This is a genomic window from Desulfofundulus sp. TPOSR (genome assembly GCF_011393055.1).
GTDB lineage: Bacteria > Bacillota > Desulfotomaculia > Desulfotomaculales > Desulfovirgulaceae > Desulfofundulus > Desulfofundulus kuznetsovii.
This window is the reverse complement of record NZ_JAAOEF010000001.1, coordinates 489,481-507,835: the sequence shown is the minus strand read 5'-3', so window position 1 is coordinate 507,835 and position 18,355 is coordinate 489,481. Positions and strand designations below refer to the sequence as shown.

The 18,355-nt window shown below is 54.8% G+C and carries 19 protein-coding genes and 1 riboswitch; of the genes, 13 read left to right on the top strand and 6 right to left on the bottom strand.

The genetic code is table 11. The features are described from left to right. Positions 1-13: 13 nt before the first annotated feature. From xerC to codY, 4 genes are all read left to right on the top strand, one after another. Positions 14-916 carry a tyrosine recombinase XerC gene (gene xerC, locus G7K71_RS02600; RefSeq protein WP_166343237.1) on the top strand — a complete coding sequence of 301 codons (903 nt, stop codon included), beginning with the start codon at positions 14-16 and terminating at the stop codon, positions 914-916. Positions 917-983: 67 nt separating this feature from the next. Beyond that, positions 984-1,514, top strand: a complete 531-nt coding sequence (gene hslV / locus G7K71_RS02595) for an ATP-dependent protease subunit HslV (RefSeq protein WP_166343235.1) — start codon at positions 984-986, stop codon at positions 1,512-1,514. Between the two features lie 25 nt (positions 1,515-1,539). Further along, a complete protein-coding gene (hslU, locus tag G7K71_RS02590; protein ID WP_013822101.1) occupies positions 1,540-2,949 on the top strand; it encodes an ATP-dependent protease ATPase subunit HslU in 1,410 nt (469 codons plus the stop codon). A 15-nt stretch (positions 2,950-2,964) separates the two neighbouring features. After that, positions 2,965-3,750 carry a GTP-sensing pleiotropic transcriptional regulator CodY gene (codY, locus tag G7K71_RS02585; RefSeq protein WP_013822102.1) on the top strand — a complete coding sequence of 262 codons (786 nt, stop codon included), beginning with the start codon at positions 2,965-2,967 and terminating at the stop codon, positions 3,748-3,750. Between the two features lie 66 nt (positions 3,751-3,816). Here the strand turns inward: codY and G7K71_RS02580 are convergent, their stop codons facing one another. The 3 genes from G7K71_RS02580 to G7K71_RS02570 all read right to left on the bottom strand — a co-directional run bounded on the left by G7K71_RS02580 (position 3,817) and on the right by G7K71_RS02570 (position 8,527). Beyond that, positions 3,817-4,497 carry a Crp/Fnr family transcriptional regulator gene (locus tag G7K71_RS02580; RefSeq protein WP_207712596.1) on the bottom strand — a complete coding sequence of 227 codons (681 nt, stop codon included), beginning with the start codon at positions 4,495-4,497 and terminating at the stop codon, positions 3,817-3,819. A gap of 56 nt (positions 4,498-4,553) precedes the next feature. Further along, positions 4,554-6,569, bottom strand: coding sequence for a glycoside hydrolase family 15 protein (locus G7K71_RS02575; protein ID WP_166343233.1), 2,016 nt, complete (start codon positions 6,567-6,569; stop codon positions 4,554-4,556). A 131-nt stretch (positions 6,570-6,700) separates the two neighbouring features. Further along, positions 6,701-8,527, bottom strand: a complete 1,827-nt coding sequence (locus G7K71_RS02570) for an NADH-dependent [FeFe] hydrogenase, group A6 (RefSeq protein WP_166343231.1) — start codon at positions 8,525-8,527, stop codon at positions 6,701-6,703. A gap of 448 nt (positions 8,528-8,975) precedes the next feature. Between G7K71_RS02570 and G7K71_RS19740 the strand changes: the two genes are divergently transcribed. Continuing rightward, positions 8,976-9,098: a hypothetical protein gene (locus tag G7K71_RS19740; protein WP_013822108.1), complete on the top strand. Its 123-nt coding sequence runs from the start codon at positions 8,976-8,978 to the stop codon at positions 9,096-9,098. 107 nt (positions 9,099-9,205) lie between these two features. Here the strand turns inward: G7K71_RS19740 and G7K71_RS02565 are convergent, their stop codons facing one another. Further along, on the bottom strand, positions 9,206-9,505 hold the full coding sequence (locus tag G7K71_RS02565; RefSeq protein WP_166343229.1) for a transposase: 300 nt from the start codon (positions 9,503-9,505) through the stop codon (positions 9,206-9,208). A 267-nt stretch (positions 9,506-9,772) separates the two neighbouring features. Here G7K71_RS02565 and G7K71_RS02560 point away from each other — a divergent pair, with 267 nt between their 5' ends. The 3 genes from G7K71_RS02560 (at position 9,773) to cobT (ending at position 13,320) form a co-directional block, all read left to right on the top strand. Then, a complete protein-coding gene (locus G7K71_RS02560; protein WP_013822110.1) occupies positions 9,773-11,260 on the top strand; it encodes a DUF342 domain-containing protein in 1,488 nt (495 codons plus the stop codon). 17 nt (positions 11,261-11,277) lie between these two features. After that, the gene (locus G7K71_RS02555) at positions 11,278-11,808 is read left to right on the top strand and encodes a ferredoxin domain-containing protein (protein ID WP_166343227.1); all 531 of its coding nucleotides are present in this window, start codon (positions 11,278-11,280) and stop codon (positions 11,806-11,808) included. Positions 11,809-11,885: 77 nt separating this feature from the next. Continuing rightward, a riboswitch (cobalamin riboswitch) is annotated at positions 11,886-12,167 on the top strand. Positions 12,168-12,252: 85 nt separating this feature from the next. After that, a complete protein-coding gene (cobT, locus tag G7K71_RS02550) occupies positions 12,253-13,320 on the top strand; it encodes a nicotinate-nucleotide--dimethylbenzimidazole phosphoribosyltransferase (protein ID WP_166343225.1) in 1,068 nt (355 codons plus the stop codon). 172 nt (positions 13,321-13,492) lie between these two features. Here cobT and fbp read toward each other — a convergent pair whose 3' ends face one another. After that, positions 13,493-14,587 carry a fructose-1,6-bisphosphate aldolase/phosphatase gene (gene fbp, locus G7K71_RS02545; RefSeq protein ID WP_013822113.1) on the bottom strand — a complete coding sequence of 365 codons (1,095 nt, stop codon included), beginning with the start codon at positions 14,585-14,587 and terminating at the stop codon, positions 13,493-13,495. 179 nt (positions 14,588-14,766) lie between these two features. Next, positions 14,767-15,312: a pyruvate kinase alpha/beta domain-containing protein gene (locus tag G7K71_RS02540; RefSeq protein ID WP_013822114.1), complete on the bottom strand. Its 546-nt coding sequence runs from the start codon at positions 15,310-15,312 to the stop codon at positions 14,767-14,769. A gap of 194 nt (positions 15,313-15,506) precedes the next feature. Here G7K71_RS02540 and G7K71_RS02535 point away from each other — a divergent pair, with 194 nt between their 5' ends. From G7K71_RS02535 to G7K71_RS02515, 5 genes are all read left to right on the top strand, one after another. Next, positions 15,507-15,875, top strand: a complete 369-nt coding sequence (locus G7K71_RS02535; protein ID WP_166343223.1) for a hypothetical protein — start codon at positions 15,507-15,509, stop codon at positions 15,873-15,875. A gap of 149 nt (positions 15,876-16,024) precedes the next feature. Then, positions 16,025-16,396, top strand: a complete 372-nt coding sequence (locus tag G7K71_RS02530) for a cyclophilin-like fold protein (protein ID WP_013822115.1) — start codon at positions 16,025-16,027, stop codon at positions 16,394-16,396. Between the two features lie 83 nt (positions 16,397-16,479). After that, positions 16,480-17,118: an alpha/beta hydrolase gene (locus G7K71_RS02525; RefSeq protein WP_166343221.1), complete on the top strand. Its 639-nt coding sequence runs from the start codon at positions 16,480-16,482 to the stop codon at positions 17,116-17,118. A 50-nt stretch (positions 17,119-17,168) separates the two neighbouring features. Further along, complete coding sequence (locus G7K71_RS02520) at positions 17,169-17,726, top strand: flavin reductase family protein (protein WP_013822117.1); 558 nt, start codon at positions 17,169-17,171, stop codon at positions 17,724-17,726. Between the two features lie 175 nt (positions 17,727-17,901). Next, positions 17,902-18,039: a hypothetical protein gene (locus tag G7K71_RS02515; RefSeq protein ID WP_166343219.1), complete on the top strand. Its 138-nt coding sequence runs from the start codon at positions 17,902-17,904 to the stop codon at positions 18,037-18,039. Positions 18,040-18,355 lie beyond the last annotated feature (316 nt).

Genomic DNA, 18,355 nt, shown 5'->3' with positions numbered 1-18,355 from the left:
GAGAGTGAACCGTTTGTACCCGTACATAGACAACTTTATCTACTACCTTCAGCTGGAAAAGAACGCCTCTCCCCATACGCTGGATAGCTACCAGCGGGATCTCTTCCAGGGCCTGGATTTTTTCGCCCGGGCTCTGGGAAAACCCGACCACCTGGTTTTGCCCGGAGACATCAATCGCCAATTGCTGCGGTCTTTTTTGGCTCACCTGCAGTCCCAGGGGTTTTCCCGGGCCACCATCGCCCGGAAACTGGCCACCTGGCGTTCTTTTTTCCGTTATCTAACCCGTGAAGAAGTGTTAACCGCCAACCCTGCCGGCCACCTTTCTTCCCCGAAAATTGAACGGAAGTTGCCCCGGTTTCTCTTTGCCGATGAGTGCCGGGCCCTGGTTGAGGCGCCCCCGGACGACACTCCCCTGGGCCGGCGGGACCGGGCACTGCTGGAGACCCTTTACGCCGGCGGCATGCGGGTGGGGGAGCTGGTAGCCTTAAACCTGGATGACGTAGATCTGACCCGTGCCACCATACGGGTGGCCGGTAAGGGTGCCCGGGAACGTCTGCTGCCTGTTGGTGCGTTTGCAGTACGGGCCCTGGAAAAGTATCTTTTGGCCGGCCGGTCGGCACTGGCAACCGCACGCTCCGGGGAAGCCCTCTTTCTCAATTACCGTGGTAAAAGGCTTTCGGTACGAGGGGTAAGGAAAATAATCGATAAATATGTCCACCAGATATGCCTGGAGCGGAAGGTGAGCCCCCACGTGTTGCGCCATTCCTTTGCCACCCATTTGCTGGACAACGGGGCCGATTTACGGGCCGTGCAGGAATTGCTCGGACACGTGCGCCTGTCTACCACCCAGATTTATACCCATGTCACCAGGGAACGATTAAAGGAAGTTTACCGCCGTGCCCACCCCAGGGCCTGAAGTTGCATTTTGGAACCGGGAAGTATACAATAATGTGTTGATGCCTGATGATGAAGGGAAGGTATATATGTTTCATGCCACAACTATTGTAGCGGTTCATAAGGATGGCCGGGTGGCCATGGCCGGGGATGGCCAGGTGACTTTCGGCCAGCATACTATATTGAAGCACCAGGCGAAGAAGATTCGCCGCCTGCACAATGATCGTGTCATTGCCGGTTTTGCCGGTTCCGTAGCCGACGCCTTCACCTTATTTGAGAAGTTTGAAGGAAAGCTGGAAGCCTATTCCGGCCAGCTCCAGCGGGCTGCCGTGGAATTGGCCAAGGAATGGCGCATGGATAAGTTCTTGCGCCGCCTGGAAGCCCTGCTGGTGGTAGCCGACCGGCGGCATCTGCTCGTCCTTTCCGGGGGCGGGGAGGTTATTGAGCCGGATGACGGGATTGCAGCCATTGGTTCGGGAGGTCCCTACGCCCTGGCCGCCGCCCGGGCCCTGGCCAAACATACGGATCTTTCCGCCGGGGAAATCGCCCGGGAAGCCCTGTTGATTGCCGCGGGTATTTGCGTTTACACCAACGACAATATCACCGTGGAGGAGCTATAATTTTTATTTTAAGGAGAGAGCAGGGATGGAAAACCTTACCCCACGCCAGATCGTAGCCGAGCTGGATAAATACGTGATCGGGCAAAAAGAGGCCAAAAGGGCGGTGGCCATTGCCCTGCGCAACCGCTACCGCCGCAGCCGCCTGCCCGAGGAACTGCGGGACGAGGTGGTGCCCAAGAACATCCTGATGATTGGCCCTACGGGAGTGGGTAAAACGGAAATTGCCCGCCGCCTGGCCAAACTGGTGAAGGCCCCCTTTATCAAGGTGGAGGCCACCAAGTTTACGGAAGTGGGTTATGTGGGCCGGGATGTGGAGAGCATGGTCCGGGATCTCGTGGAGACATCGATCCGCATGGTGCGCCAGGAAAAGATGGAGAAGGTCATGGACAAGGCGAGTAAAATGGCTGAAGAGCGGATCATCGAGCTGCTCGCCCCCCTGCCCCGCCAGGAAACACCCCGCAATCCCCTCGAGGCCATTTTAGGAAGCGCCTTTGGCGGCGTGACCCGGCAAGGTGGGGAAACCGATTCCATGCAGGAAAGCCGGATCAAGCGGGTGCAGTTCGAACGGGAGACCCTGCGCCAGAAGCTGGCCCGGGGCGAGCTGGAAAACGAATACCTGGAAATCGAAGTGGAAGATACAACCGTACCTACCCTGGAGGTGTTCACCGGTTCCGGGGTGGAAGAATTGGGCATCAATATCCAGGACGTGCTGGGGGGCATTTTCCCCAAAAAGAAGCGTAAACGCAAGGTAACGGTGGCCGAGGCCCGGAAAATACTCACCCAGCAGGAGGCACAAAAGCTGATCGATATGGACGAAGTGACTACTGATGCCGTGCGCCGGGCGGAGGAGCACGGGATTATCTTCCTGGACGAGATCGACAAAATTGCCAGCCGGGAAGGGGGGGCCGGACCCGACGTTTCCCGGGGCGGGGTGCAACGGGACATTCTGCCCATTGTAGAAGGTTCAACGGTGATGACCAAGTACGGGCCGGTGAAAACCGACCACATCCTTTTTATTGCTGCCGGGGCGTTTCATATGGCCAAACCTTCGGATCTCATTCCCGAACTGCAGGGGCGTTTCCCCATTCGCGTCGAGTTATCGAGCCTTTCAGAAGAGGATTTTCTGCAAATTCTGACCGAGCCGGAAAACGCCTTAATTAAACAGTATACCGCCCTTTTAGCTACTGAGGGTGTCAACGTGAAATTTTCACAAGATTCTCTTGTCGAAATCGCAAAAATCGCTTATACTGTAAATGAGCAAACCGAAAACATAGGTGCCCGGCGGTTGCATACTATTATGGAAAAGCTGCTGGAAGATCTGTCCTTTGATGCACCGGAATTGCAGGGACAAACAATTACCATCGACCGGGATTACGTCCAGCAAAAACTAGGCGACATAGTAAAGAACGAAGACTTGAGTCGCTACATCTTATAAGAAAGGAGTGCAGGCATGCGCAATCTTCTGGAAAAAACCCGTGCATTGAACAAACTGCTGCAAAAATCCGCCGGTTATCCGGTAGATTATAAAGAGATGGCTGCTACCTTAAGTGAAAATATAGGTTGCAGTGTTTACATTATCGACCGGCGGGGTAAGGCTCTGGGTTATGCCTTTATGAAAGGTTTCAGCTGTGAGATCATGCGTGAAATGGTGGAGTCCCCCGAGGGTTTCCCCGAAGAATATAATGAATACCTGTTGCGTATTAACGAAACACAGGCCAACTTTTGCCAGACTGTAAATGCATGCGTGTTCAATCACAACCAGCGCTGTAAGTTCAACAACAAGGTAACCACGGTAGTTCCCATCGTGGGAGCCGGTTCCCGCCTGGGAACCCTTATCCTGGCGAGGTTTGGCAGCAACTTTACTGACGAGGACTTAATCCTGGCCGAGTACGGGGCCACCGTAGTAGGAATGGAAATCCTGAGGGCCCGGGCCGACCGCATGGAAGAAGAGGCCCGCAAGCGGGCTGCGGTGCAGATCGCCCTGGGCACCCTGTCCTACTCCGAGCTGGATGCCGTGCAGCATATTTTCGAGGAACTGGATGGGGACGAGGGGCTGCTGGTGGCCAGCAAAATTGCCGACCGGGTAGGCATCACCAGATCGGTAATTGTCAACGCCCTGCGTAAGTTTGAAAGCGCCGGGGTGATTGAATCCAAGTCCCTGGGTATGAAGGGCACCTACATTCGGGTGTTAAACGACAGGCTGCTGGAGGAGCTGGAAAGACTCAAGCAGCATTAACAAGATGAGTAGTTGGGGAATGAAAACCACAGCTTTCTCCGGCTGTGGTTTTTTTTCTTGGTCAAATTAAAGCCAGCTTTTTAAACGTTCCTTAAATACCACAATGCCCTGGCGGGTTACGGCAACGGCCTTGTCCCGGCGAAGTTCACCTAGAATGCGATTGGCTGTTTCCCGGGAGGTGCCTACCAGATTGGCCAGTTCCTGGTTGGTCAGGGGCATGGTTATGCGGATACCGTTTCCTTCCGGTTCACCGTGTTCCCGGGCCAGTTCCAGGAGCACGCTGGTCAGGCGGCGGGTGGTATCCTTCAAGGCCAGCTCCATGATTTGCCGCTGGGATATCCTTAAACGCCGGGCCATAATCTTCAGCAGGGCCAGGGCGATGGAAGGGTTTTTTAAGATAAGGGCGTCCATGTCCCGGTTGCGGATCAGCCCCACGTGGGCATCTTCCACCACTTCGGCGCAGGCCGGGTATTCCCCGCCATCAAAGAGCACCACTTCGGCAAAAACCTCGCCCGGGTTGATATAGTGCAGGATATGTTCCCGCCCTTCCTCATCCTGTTTGTAGATTTTGACCCGTCCGGATTTTAGAAGGTAAACCGCTTCCCCGGGCTCCCCCTCCATAAAAATAATGTGTCCTTTGCGGTATTTTCTGTCCAGGATTAAGCGGGCAATTTCCGCCAGTTGCTCATCGGAAAGCCCGGCAAAAAGGGGGATGTGTCTTAACTGCTCTATTTCTCCCCGCAACATAGCTCACCTCTTTTGTAAAACACCCCAAAATGCTTCGTGCAAAACGGCAGTCGCTTTCATCCCCTGTTGGTGTCGCTGAAAGCGTCGCCTACTTTATCTTTCGCAAACGAAAGTTTTCCCTGCAGGGCGAGGTGGAGGAGGATGAACATGGCGTGGGACCAGCCCAGAGGTATTACCCAGGCCGGCCCGCCCCGTTCTTTGTCCACTTGTTCGGGCAACAGACCGGTGGGGCTGGCATTATCCAGTGCCCAGCGGTAGAGGGCGCGGGCAGTATCCTGCTCACCCCGCAGGGCATGGATGATTCCCAACCAGAGGGTAGTTAATATCCAGGGGTTTCCGCCGCGGTAACCGTCCCATTCATAGCGATGAATGCCCCCTACCCGGTTGTTGCCCAGTACCCGGGCTATACTTTTTATGGTTTCATCCATTAAGGGATGTTCGGGTTCGAGGACCCCAAAGGGGAACACCAGGCCCAGAACGGCGGCGTCAACGCGGGTGTCCTTTTCCACCCAGTAAATTTCATACAATCCCGAGGGTTCCCTGTCTTTCCAGGCTTGTTCGCCCCGGTCCAGGGCGCACTGGTAATCGTAGCAGCTAACCCGGCGGTTGATCCCCCGCAGGAAGCACTGCCGGTCGGGATTCCAGAGGTGGGTGAGAATGGATTTCCGTACAGTTTCCGCTGCCTCGCTCCATTTTTTTGCCTTTTCGGGTGCGCCTATGCTTCCGGCCAGGGCCGCGGCGCCTCTCAGTCCCCCATGGATTGCTGCCGCTGCGTAGGTACTCTGGATAAAGTTGTCTTCCCACAGATCCAGTCCCGGTTCGGGCAACCCGTTTGGGGAAAGGTGTTCCACCAGGTAAGCGGCACCTAAAAAAGTTGAAGGCCATATTTTTTGCAAAAATTCCCTGTCCCGGGTCAGTTTGAAGTGGTGGTGGTAGCCCCATAAAACCGCTCCTACCTGGTCGATTTGTTTTCCCCAGGTGGGGGCCCAAAAGCCATTGGTAAAGTAGCGCTGCTGCCAGCTTCCATCGGGGTCCTGCACCCGGGCGGCGAAAAGGTAAAAATCCCGGGCCTCCCGGTGATAGCCGGCTTCGTCCAGGGCCAGGGCGGTGTACATGCCGTCCCGGGGCCAGCAATAGCCGTATCCGCCGCAACCGGTATAAAACGGATCAAATTCAGGGGCAGCAATGCTGCCGCCCGTTTCCCGGTTGGTGAGGAGTTTTAAAACCATCAGGGACCGGCGAAAGGCACCGTTTTCTTCCCCCTTACCCTCTGCCAGGGACTGGTGTTCCAGCCAGCGTTCCCAAAAACCGGCAGTTTCTTCCCGCCACTGTTGACCCGATTTACCGGAAACCCTGAAAAGCAGCTCAAGAACGGCAGCTTCACTGGACGCGGCGGCCAGGTAAAGGGTCAATTCACGGGTTTCCCCGGGCAAAATCTCCCCCATTTCCCAGGCCAGGGCTCCCGCGCCGGCGCGCAGGGTGGAAGAGTCGCCGTAAAACTCACCCCGGCTGGCCGCCGCCAGGGGATCGCCGGGGGTATCGCGGCGGCCGGTATGATACCCCACCAGGGGGTAACCCGGCGCCTTTAAGGCCAGAAAAATGTTGCGACGGAATTGGATTAGCGTCTGGTGGGTTAACTCGAGGTACATGGTATCATAAAGAGCTGATTCGTCAATGAGAAAGGTGCAGTAGACCACTAAATTCAAGGTGCGTGCCCGGTCGGACAGATTGGTCACCCGGTACTGGCGGGCAAGTACATCTTCTTCGGGCAGAATAAAGTCGGCCTGTTCCACCAGGAGGCCTACGTCGTCCCGGCGCCTGCAGGTAAGAACCACGGGGGTTTCGTTCAGGTAATGCTGTTCGCCGTGCCATGGGGACTCATGCAGCCACCAGACCCCTTCCGGGGCGGGGGCGGTTTGGCGGATACCTACGATAAACTGGCCGAGATGCTGTGCCTGGTCAATGTGCGGCCAGAACAGACGGTAAAGCTCCCCGGTATTTTTAATGGTAGCCAGCATGCGGCCGTTGCCAATGACGGCGCCGGGGAGGAGGGGTAGCAGTTTGCGACGCATGGAATTACCTCCGGCAAAATTTTTATTGGCGCTGGACCCGATATTTATAGTTTACCGGTCCGTCCTGCGCCTGACAACGAAAAATCCCGGTATTTTAGCCGGGTGTTATGGAAGTCAGGTTTAATGACTCTCTAATGCAACAGGCGGTGATTGGTTCTTCCCCGGGGAGTATAACGGGTGTGCAGAATCTCTTTGGCTTTTTCGCTCAATGGGTGACCGAGAAACTCCCGGTAAATTTGCTGTACTGCCGGGTTTTCGTGGGCGCGGCGAAGCTTTTTGTTTAAATCTATTTTATACAAAGCCTGGGCCCTTTGCATACGGCGCTCCACCATGTTTGCTTCCCGCCGGTTCAGGCGTCCCAAAATGGGTTGGCCGCCTCCGCCCACACATCCTCCCGGGCAGGCCATGATCTCGATAAAATGAAATTTTTCTCCCCTCTTGATCCGCTCCAGCAGGCGGCGGGCGTTCCTGGTGCCATGGGCCACGGCCAGGCGCAGGGTCTGGTTCTTTAGTTTTAGCCGTGCTTCCTTAATGCCACGCAGGCCGCGGAATTCCCGGAATTCCAGCCGGGTGGGCAAATCCCTGCCTTCCACCAGGGCATAAGCGGTGCGTATAGCTGCTTCCATGACTCCCCCGGTGGCGGCAAAAATAACGCCGGCTCCGGTGGACAACCCCAGGGGTTGGTCGAATTCTTCGTCTGCCAGTTCATCAAACCGGATACCCGCCTGGCGGATCATCCGGGCCAATTCCCGGGTGGTCAAAACGTAATCCACATCCCTTAAGCCCCGGGTAACCAGTTCGGGCCGGGCGGCTTCAAATTTTTTAGCCGTACAGGGCATTACCCCCACGACCACCATTTTCTTGGGATCCAGGCCTTCTTTTTCCGCATAATAGGTTTTGGCCAGGGCGCCAAACATTTCCATGGGGGATTTACAGGTGCTCAGGTTGTCCACAAATTCGGGATAGAAATGTTCGCAGAATTTCACCCATCCCGGGCTGCAGGAAGAGATCAGGGGCAGTTTGCCGTGCCCTTTCAGCCGCTCCAGCAGTTCGTGGGCTTCTTCCACAATGGTCAGGTCTGCGGCCAGTTCGGTGGTGAAGACCCGGTCGAAACCCAGGCGCCGCAGGGCGGCGGCCAATTTACCCCGTACTACCGTTCCCGCTCCCAGGCCAAAGGCTTCTCCCAGAGTGACCTGGATGGCCGGGGCGGCCTGTACCACCACAAATTTATCCGGGTCCTCAATGGCCCGCCACACCTCATCAATATATTCCCTTTCGGTGAGGGCGCCGGTGGGGCAAACCATTACACACTGACCGCAGCTAATACAGTCTACCTCGCCCAAATCCTTATTGAAGGGTGGGCCGATAACCAGGTCAAAACCCCGGTTGCGCGGGCCCAGGACGCCAACACCCTGTATCTCCCGGCAGACCGCCTCGCAGCGGCGGCATCTGATACATTTGTTGTAGTCCCTGATGATAAAGGGATTTTTATTGGCTATGGGATAACGGCGCCGTTCTCCGGTAACCCTTACCCTGCGGATACCCATTTCGTCGGCCAGACGTTGCAGCTCGCAGTTGAGATTGCGTACACAGGTGGGGCATTCTCCTCCGTGTTCTGAGAGCAACAGCTCGACAACCCTTTTCCGGGTCCGCCTGGCCCGGGGGCTGTGGGTGTATACCTTAATGCCTTCGCTGGCCGGGTAAACGCAGGAAGCCTGTAAAGTCCTTCTGCCGTTAGCTTCCACTTCCACCAGGCAGACCCGGCATATGCCTGCTTCATGGACACCCGGCAGGTAGCAAAGGCTGGGGATATCGATACCTTCGGAGCGGCAGATCTCCAGCAAATTCATCCCCTTGGGTACTTCCACCGGCCGGTCGTTGATCCAGATTCTGACCTTTTCCTCCTCCGGCTGGGGGACGGGTTCGCAATGACCGGCGGGTATTGGGGCTGTTTCCACGCCTCTTCCCCTCCTTGGTGGTTATACGGCGGTTTCAATTAACCTTAGTGTTTAACCGGGGCTGTTTTTTAATGCGTTTCGCAGCCGGAAAAGCAACGCAAGCCGGGGGAGGAAGATTTTCCCATTGCCGGGGGAGCTACGGACAATCGTGCGGATATTTTATCGTTTTCCCGGGATATGGCGGAATCAGCTTAATTACCCCTTGTCTGGAAGGACATTTAGTGTTATACTGATTCTGGATAAGGAGGTCTTTTGTACATGTTGCTGGCGAGCATGATCAACGGCATGACTACCATGACCCGGTCGGGCATGCAAATGCGCGGCCTATTTGTCATTGCCTTTTTCTCGCCTGCAACCTGATGGTTTGTCCCAAGTTTAGTTTAGCTGACAGGACAAGGCCACCCGGTTGGGGTGGCCTAAAATTTTTTATCCGGGAGGAGGTGCGGGTATGGCGGCCGAGGGGATTATTCTGGTGCAGTGCCAGGGCCAGTGGCTGGCCTTCGTGGATGGTGTTGTGGTGGCCATAGGAAATAATTTCGATGATGTTTGGAACCGGGCGCTGGTTTCTTGAAACCGGTTTATCGTGTCTTTTCCGTTGTTTCCGTTCCCAGTAACCCACCGTTATACAAAAGGTTGGTTAAAATAAATTTGGTCCCCGCCGGGGGACCGTTGTTTTTTTTACATGCCTTTGATGTAACTTTCTTGCCCGCAGTTGGAGCAACGGTAGGAACCGAAATCTTTTATGGTGCGCTTGACATTCCCACAATGGGAACAACGATAGGTGATCACCTCAAAAAGGCCGCTTGACAGCAGGATATAGGCGGTAATACCGGCCACAACGCCGGTGACTACGGCGGGTGCCTGGAGAATAACGCCTATCCCGGCTACCAGCAACATGGCGCCGACGAAATAAAGCAAGCGCAGGAAAACCAGGAGCAGTTCCAGTCCGGGTGTTTTTATTTCTCCCGGGTGGTACATCTTTCCTTAAGAACAGGCCTTTAACTTGATTTATTTCGAGTGGGAAGAAAAAATTCCTGCCCCAGGGGACAAAAATTTGCTCAACTCCTCAGTTTGTATTGCCGTTTGGAATTAAGCGGTGTGTCTGGCAGGAAATCCTCGAAGAGAAGCGAAGTTTACTTTTAATGAATGAAGGAAAGTTACTTGCCCTCCTTATTTTTCATCACGACGTTCCGAAAGATATATTAAATAAATTATGTTGTGTAGCGGCATTGGGGGGAGGGAATAATGGTCGATGAGTACCTGAAAGTAGCCATTAGCGAGGATAAAATGAAAGCTTATGTTTCTGCTCCGGGGGAAGTTGCCGTTCTGGATCCGGAATCGGTTTATAAGGCGCTGCAGGCGGCAGGAGTGGTCTTCGGAATCAAAGAAGATGCGGTAATCTCGTTTGCCGCGAGCCCCCAATCAGAGCCGCTGCTGGTGGCGGAAGGGGAGCCGCCGCAACCGGGTGTGGATGAGCGGCTGGAGGTGCTTTTTGACGATGGAACGCTTTTCGAAAGGGCTGTGGACGAGGGAAAGCGCGTTGATTTCCGGGAAACCAGTACCATTGTCTCTGTGGAATCCGGGGCCTTGCTGGCGGTAAAGCACCCCCCACAGCCCGGATTGCCCGGCAGGGCCGTGACCGGTGAGGATCTCCCTCCCCCGCCGCCACGGCTGTTGGAGCTGCGGGCGGGGAAAGGGGTGGAACTAAAGGAAAATGGTACCCGGGTGGTGGCCCTGGTTAACGGGCGGCCCTGGTATAAACAGGCCGGGAACACTTATGTTTTTAATGTTGACCCCCTGCTGGTTCACAAAGGGGATGTATGCATTAAAAGCGGTAACATCAGGTTTAAAGGGGACTTGAAAATTCTGGGCAATGTCTGCGAGGCCATGGAAGTTCAGGCTACCGGCTGTGTAGAAATCACCGGACTGGTGACCCGGGCCACGGTGATCAGCGGAGGCAAGTTGCAGGTGCACCGGGGGGTGATCGGCAGTAAACTGCGAGCCGGCAGCGGTTTTCCCGGGGCCAAAAAGCTTTCCTTCATGCTCCGGGACATTCAATCCAACCTGGACCTTCTCAAGCAGGCCCTGGAGCAGTTAAAGCGGCACCAGGGAAACATAGACCGGGTAGACTTCGGGCGGGTCCTTATGACCCTGATGGATACAAAATTCAAAAACCTGCGTTCCCTGGTGAAAAACACCCTGCGGGAAATTGCCGCCATCAGGGCAGAGGTGCCCGGTGAAGTGGCCAGATGCGGCCGTTCCTTAAACTGCCTGGTTGGGCTGAATCCCCTGACGGTAAAAAGTTTTGGCGATGTAATCAAGGATGTGGAATCTGCCGCTGCCCTGCTGCAGGAGACTGCTGAAAACCCGGCCGATGTGGTGGTCCCTTCGGCCATGAGTTCCACCATCCAGAGTTCCGGCAGCGTTTATGTGACCCAGCGGGGGTGTGTCAATACCACCATTAATGCCGGGCAGGATGTGGTGGTTAAAGGTTCTTTCAAGGGCGGGGAGATCTTTTGTGAGGGTAATGCCGAGGTAGAGGAACTGGGCAGCGCCCTGGGGGCACCTCCGGTGGTCCGGGTAGGGGTGGCCGGCGTAATCAGAGTAAAGCGGGCCTTCCCGGGGTCCGTGGTGCAGGTGGGGCAGCGCCGCCTGGTTCTTACGCAGGAAATGGGCTCCTTTAAAGCCCGTCTCAATAAAGAGGGAGAACTGGATATTGTCCCCGGAAATTAATACAATCATGGAAGGTGATGGGTTTGCGCGAGCCTATGCTAATGGTCGCTCAATTGATGGCCCTGTCGGCCCGGACCGCCCCCAAGGGGTTGGGCCAGGATTATGTGGGTACCCGGGTGCTGTCGGGAGAAGAGCTCTCCCGGCTGGCTGATGAAATGGAACGCTTTGGAAGGGAGCGGGGCAAGGTTAATTTCGACCGCGATGCCGATAATGTACGCCGCTCCGATGCAGTATTGCTCATTTCCCTGACGGAAAACAAGCCTTTAGGCTTAAATTGCGGGGCCTGCGGTTACAGCCGGTGTGAGGATTTACAAAGCCACGAAGGACCGGAGTTTCCTGGACCTCTGTGCGCTTGGCGTCTTTTAGATGTGGGTATTGCCCTGGGATCGGCGGTCAAAACGGCCAGCCTCTTTAACGCCGACAACCGGATCATGTACCGGGTGGGTACGGTGGCCCGCCAGATGGGTTTGCTCCAGGGTCCCATTGTGGTGGGTATTCCCATTTCCGCTACGGGCAAGAACATTTATTTTGATCGCCCGGTAAAGTAATACCGGTAAATTTTAATTTCAGATTCATGGCAGGAAAAATATTCGGGCACGTAGAACTAACAACTACATAAACAGGCAAATATTAAACATCAGCAGGTGCCCCCGTTTTTAACCGGGGGAGAATAGGGAATCAGGTGAAAATCCTGAGCGGTCCCGCCACTGTGATCGGGGAGCAACCTCCAATGTTATAAGCCACTGGCACGGCACTCACTGATGAGCTGATACATGCAATGGCACTTGTTTTAGCAATGGAAATGTAACAACATGGTTTAACCATATCACTGGTGAGTGCTGGCTGGGAAGGCGGCTGGTTGTGAGGATCCGGAGCCAGGAGACCTGCCTGCTGGTTCTTTCACCGCTGGATGATGGTAAAGTCCACGGCCTTGATCGGGCTGTGGACTTTTTTAATTTAACCAAACTTTAATACGTGGGAGGTTGATCGTTTTGCTGCTGGAAAAGACCATTGCCGAAGTGGGAACGTTATACCCCGAGCCCATGGCTGAAGCCCAAAAACGGCTGGACAGCCTGATCAAGCCACCCGGCAGCCTGGGCCGGCTGGAAGAGCTGGCCGTCCAACTGGCTGGTATTACCGGCAACCCCCGCCCCGTGGTTGGCGACCGGGTGATTATCATTATGGCCGGGGACCACGGGGTGGTGGCCGAGGGAGTGAGTGTGGCGCCCCAGGAGATCACCCACCAGCAGATTCCAGCCTTCCTCACGGGGGTGGCCGGTATCGGCGTGCTGGGGCGGCTGGCCGGCGCCCGCCTGGTAGTGGTGGACGTGGGGGTAGCGGTGCCGGTAGATTACCCCGGCGTGCTGAACCGGAAAGTGCGTCCCGGGGCGGGGAACATTGCCCGCGGCCCGGCCATGACCCGGGAGGAAGCGGTACGGTCGGTGGAAGTGGGTATCGAGGTGGTCCAGGGGGAGATCGACCGGGGAGCCACTTTGATTGGCCTTGGCGATATGGGCATCGGAAACACCACTCCCAGCAGTGCCATTGCCGCGGTGTTGGGTGGTTATGCCCCCGAGGCGGTTACCGGGCGGGGCACCCTGGTCAACGACCAGGTTCTGCGCCAGAAGATAAATGTGGTAGCCAGGGCGCTGGAAGTGAACCGGCCCGATCCCGCAGACGCTCTGGACGTGCTGGCCAAAGTAGGTGGGCTGGAGATTGGCGGCCTGGCCGGGGTTATTCTGGGGGCGGCCGCCCGGCGGGTGCCGGTGGTCATCGACGGCTTTATTACCACTGCCGCTGCCATGGTGGCGGTTGCCCTGCAGCCCCGGGTGAAGGAATTTATGATTGCTTCTCATCTCTCCGGTGAGCAGGGCCATCGTTTGATGCTGGAGCACCTGGGGTTGGTACCCATGCTTTACCTGAATATGCGTTTGGGTGAAGGAACCGGTGCGGCCCTGGCCATGCACCTGGTGGAGGCGGCCTGCCGGGTGATTAACCAGATGGCCAGCTTCAGCGAGGCGGGCATCGCCGATCTTGATGAAGATAAGATATTGAAGTAAACAAAAGAATGAACAGGGCCCTGAACACCGCCTACAGGCGGGCTCAGGGCCTGCTTAGTCTAACGAGGCAACCCTTCAAGCTTGGCGAACTGCCGGATGCGGACCTCCATGTCCGGTGGGTGAGAGGTCAGAGGTCAGGGGTTAGCAGCCTCTATCTACCCGGTTCAATGGTTTAGCGGAGCTTTTCAAAACGATCTTTTAACTTTTTCAATACCTGGGGCATGGTGGTGTATTCCATTTCGTCCAGGTGCAGCCGGTGGGGTTCAAAGGGTCCCAGACTGCGCATGTAGCTGGCAATTTCGTTGGCCATTTGCCGGGCCTGATCAAAGGCCGGGTCGGCAAAGAAGTCCTGGGGACCAATGAGCTTGCCTTCGGCTAACTGGAAGCCAAGGGCGACCACCCGGGGCGGGCCGTCAAAACGGGATGGGGTGGCCTGCTGCATGCTAACCGGCATCAGCGGGCCGCTGTGGGAGCCGCGCATCCAGCCGCTGACCAGGTGGGGTTTCGTGAAGGGTTCCAGCACCTCCCCCACCGCCGGCATGCCGCTCTGGCAGCGTACGATGCAAACCGGGTCGTCCTTGCCCACGTAGCGACCGGCCATCAGATTTAACCGCTGGGTGCTGGACACGGCGGCAATTTCCCCCGTTTTCTTGTGGAAGACGCGCTTGATGCAGTAGCGGCCGGGAGCGCCAATGAATACCAGCATATCGTATATTTCCTCGGGGGCTGAGAAATTAACCCGCGTGTTTTCAATCAGGTCCCGTACCTCGAAAATGAACCCGTCGTGCATGCTGGGATCGATGACCAGCCCGGCGGTGTTAAAGGGATCGGCAAAAATTTTGTACAGGGGCAGGTTCCAGGCTCCCGGTTCGGTCTTGTCGGCCATAAAGATTATTATGGGTTCGCTCTTGCGCTCTTCAAACTCCATCTCCGCTACTCCAGGGCCCAGGCCCTTGATGTTGCCGGAAAAGGCGTCAGCCAGCAGGTCCTGTCCCGCGCCGTAAAGTTTCAGTTTCTTGGCTATTTCAGTACAGGCTACAAAAGTATCCCAGGCCAGCTGGTGGATTTCACCGTTATTTCTGCCCAGTTCGTGGGTCATAATCAGGTTAATATCGTCGCCTACATGGGCTACATATGAGTCTATCAGGAGGGAACTACCCTTAAGCATGCCCTGGGCCTTTTCAATCAGGGCGGAGTGGACGCTTGAATGTCCCACACAGCCTCCAACGTCCGCTTTGATGACCGTAACGGTAATTTTCTTGCCCATGAAAATCCTCCCCGTACAAAAAAATGATATACTTACATTTATTATTCTTGAAGCCTGGGCTTTTTCCTGCCGCACAAAAAAATTTTTTAGTCTAAACCCGTAAATATTATGACACAATTCTTTTGTTAAGGCTTATTATGTTATCTTATTTTGGCCAATAAGCGAGTAACAAGCTGGCGCTAGAATTCCCTGGGCTTGCAAATGATTTCCTTAACCTTGGTGTCAAAGAAATGGTTGGCATGGGCAGGAAGAATTACCGCGGCGGTATCGGCACCAGTTCCTGTTCCGGCAACGGCCACTACCTCTTTGCCAGCCGGGATCAACCCGGCGTCCAGCGCCATGACGGCGATTTCCACGCACACCTTTAAACCCTGACCCAGGATGCGCAGGGTTTGGGCAATGATTTCGGCGGGGTAAACGCCGCCGAATTTGTTCCGCACCCCCCGGTCCAGCCCGCCCATGAGGTGGGTGGTGGTAAGCAGGCGTACTCCCTTGGCCGTCAGTTCTTCCCGCACGCCGGGGGGCATTTCATCTTCTCCCGGAGCGGTGAAACCCACGTGGTGGGTTACGCAGACCACATAGGGCACCTTGCCGATGAGCTTTTTGGCCGTTTCCCCGCTGCAGGAGGCCACTACGATGTGGTCAATGGATAATTCCCGCGCCCTCTTTACCGCCAGGGCAATAGTCTCGTCGGTATTAACAGGACCTTTTTGGGACCAGTACATTCTCTTACCTCCTTAAGTATATGCTTGACTACCTTCCCTATTTTAGCCCAATGGACCTGCTTTTGACAAGTAAAGGGTTTCACGGTCTGGCCAGAATTGCCTTTCGAGGAGTATAATCATTTATATGCACTATTTGGTCTAGCCATGTTGGATAAGGCAGAAGATACCTTTAATGTTAAAGGCCAGGTGAACTTATGAGCCGCCTTAGCTTTGTCAAAATCAGGCAGATCTTTCCCCAGCCGGTGGTACTGGTCGATAAAATGGACCACAAGACCACTTATCTCAACTACATCACCAGCGGAAACGTGCAGCGGGCCATGCTTCCGATCGTTATGCCCGACGACCGGTCGGCCATAGAGGCGGCGCTGGCGAGCCTGGCTGCAGGGGAGACCGTGGAGCACTTGCAGGGGGCCTTGATCAAAAACAATCTTGAACTGGAGTACCTGTGGGTTACCGAAAACCTGGCCAGGGAGCTGAGCCAGAGGACGGATATTGAGGTTGTTGGACCGACGGCTCCCCTGATTTTTCGCGAAGGTAATCTCGTTCTTGAGGATGATCATTAGCCATAACCATTCTGGCCACCATGCTACTCACCAAATAAATAGAAGTACGGCCGCGGGGCCGTGAAATTAATTTGCTGCGGAAAAATGATAAAGAATATTTTGCCAGGGACGTTGTATTAGTATAGAATGGTGAAAAGGAGTGGTGAAGCTTGAAAGTAACAATTAGATCAGGAAACTTTTCCTGGCCCGCCTTAATTTACGACACCCCGACGGGACGCTTAATCCAGGAAGCCCTACCCATAAAGGGTAGAGCCAACCGTTGGGGAGAGGAAATTTACTTTTCCATTCCGGTAAACGCTCCGCTGGAAGGGGGAGCCTCTGATCTGGTGTCCAGGGGGGATCTTGGCTACTGGCCGGCGGGAAATGCATTTTGTATTTTTTTCGGACCGACTCCAATCAGCGAGGGGGAAGAGATCCGGGCAGCTAGCCCGGTGAACGTCTTTGGGCGCATCGAGGGCGACCTTGAGGATTTGCGTCAAGTGAAGGACGGCGCAGAGGTCATAATTGAAAAAAATAATTAGGGTTTCCCCTCGTTTTGGTCAAGCCTCAGGAGGCCGTTTTGTTTTTTTGCAGGTATTTTCGTGTGTATAGGGAAGTGACCCATATGAGAAAAATACAAATTGATCTGCCTAGTTCCGGTCTGGTCCTGGAAGCCTGCCTAGACCTGCCGCCTGTTCCTGGTCCCTTTCCCGGGGTAGTGCTATGTCACCCCCATCCCCTTTACGGTGGCAATATGAATAACAACGTCATCCTCGCCGTTAGCCGGGCTTTGAGCAGTAATGGAATAGCCAGCCTGCGTTTCAACTTTCGCGGTGTGGGCCGCAGCCAGGGTTGCTTTGATAACGGAATCGGGGAACGGGAAGACGCGCAGGCGGCCCTTTTATTGCTCGCAAACCAGGAAGAAATCGACTCGTCCCGGATCGGCATCATGGGTTATTCCTTCGGGGGGATGGTGGCCCTGGCAGTTGGTGACACCAATGATGTAGTTCGGGCTATCGCGGCCGTTTCCCCAGCTATCCCTGCCAACGTGCTCAAGAAATGCACCAAACCAAAGTTGATTGTTACTGGGGCGGAAGATAATATAATTCCCCCTTCCTCGGTCTTAAAGGAAACTGCTGGTATGGCCGAACCAAAGATTATTGAGTTGATTCCCGGGGTTGATCACTTCTGGTGGGGATACGAAGCGAAGGTTGGGAATATAGTAGCCGGCTTTTTCGCCCAGGTTTTAGCTTTTGGGCGATAAAGGGTGGTACTACTTTTTAAAAAAATAATTATCTTAAGGAGGTTCCCAGAATGAAAAAAGTTCAAAAGCCTTCCACCGCTTTGTTTCCCGTACCCAGCGTTTTAGTTACCACCATTTCCGAGGGACGGCCCAACATTATCACTCTGGCGTGGGTGGGTACTGTTTGCTCGTCGCCGCCCATGTTAAGCGTAAGTTTGCGTCCGCAAACTTACTCCCACGGTATTTTAACTAAAGCCAGGGAGTTTGTCCTGAACATTCCCGGAGCTGATCGGGTAAAGGAAATGGACCTGTGCGGGATGGTTTCCGGCCGGGATGAGGACAAATTTGCCCTGACCGGGTTCACTCCCCAGCCGGCTGTCAAAGTACAGGCTCCCCTGATTGCCGAGTGCCCGGTTAACATCGAGTGCCGCGTGAATCAAATCATTTCCCTCGGATCACACGACATGTTTATAAGCGAAATTCTGGCCGTGCATGTAGATGAGGCGGTGCTGGACGAAAAAGGGCGTATAGATGTGCAGAAAATGGAACCGGTGGCCTTTGTGGCCGGACAGTACTGGGCAGTGACCAGGCATCTGGCTGATATGGGTTTCGCCAGGCCTAAAAAATGAAAGTGTCCATGGAGCAGAACACTAAGGAATTGCTGGCAAAGTTAAAGGAAATAGCGCAAATGGCGGCGCCGGTTATTTCGGGGTGGCAGATCTCGGTTCTGCAACCGGGTTTATTCGCGAGCAGGGAGGAGATATACCAGCTTCCTTTCCCACGGCCGTATCGGTGGGCATAGCGATGCCTGCGGGCTTGGTGGAAATGTTGGCCGTGGCCGGTACTGTTCCCGGCGTTCTGGTAACCTACGACCGCTACGTGTACCATGTATGCAACTTGATGCTGGATCAGCTATCTGGTGTGGCTGTAGAGAACAATTGACTTTCAAGTTAAATTAATATTCTAATTTTGAGGGGGGAGGGGGAGGAAAACAAGGAAATATGTCGAATAAACCCAAATCAAACGTTTTGAAAGAACAAAATTTTCCTGGGGCACCCTCTGTGATTGAGAAATGACGTTGGTGGCAAGGCATAAAAGAGATAAAAGAGAAAAGCATCAATTAACGTTTGCAATAATAAAATCAAAATTTGTCTTGACAGGGTTCAATATGACACGAGCCCTCCTTGTGTGTGTGCTAGGGGGGGGGGTAGAGTCACCTCCTAACCTAATAACAATCCATACACCTGCGGCGAAGGGT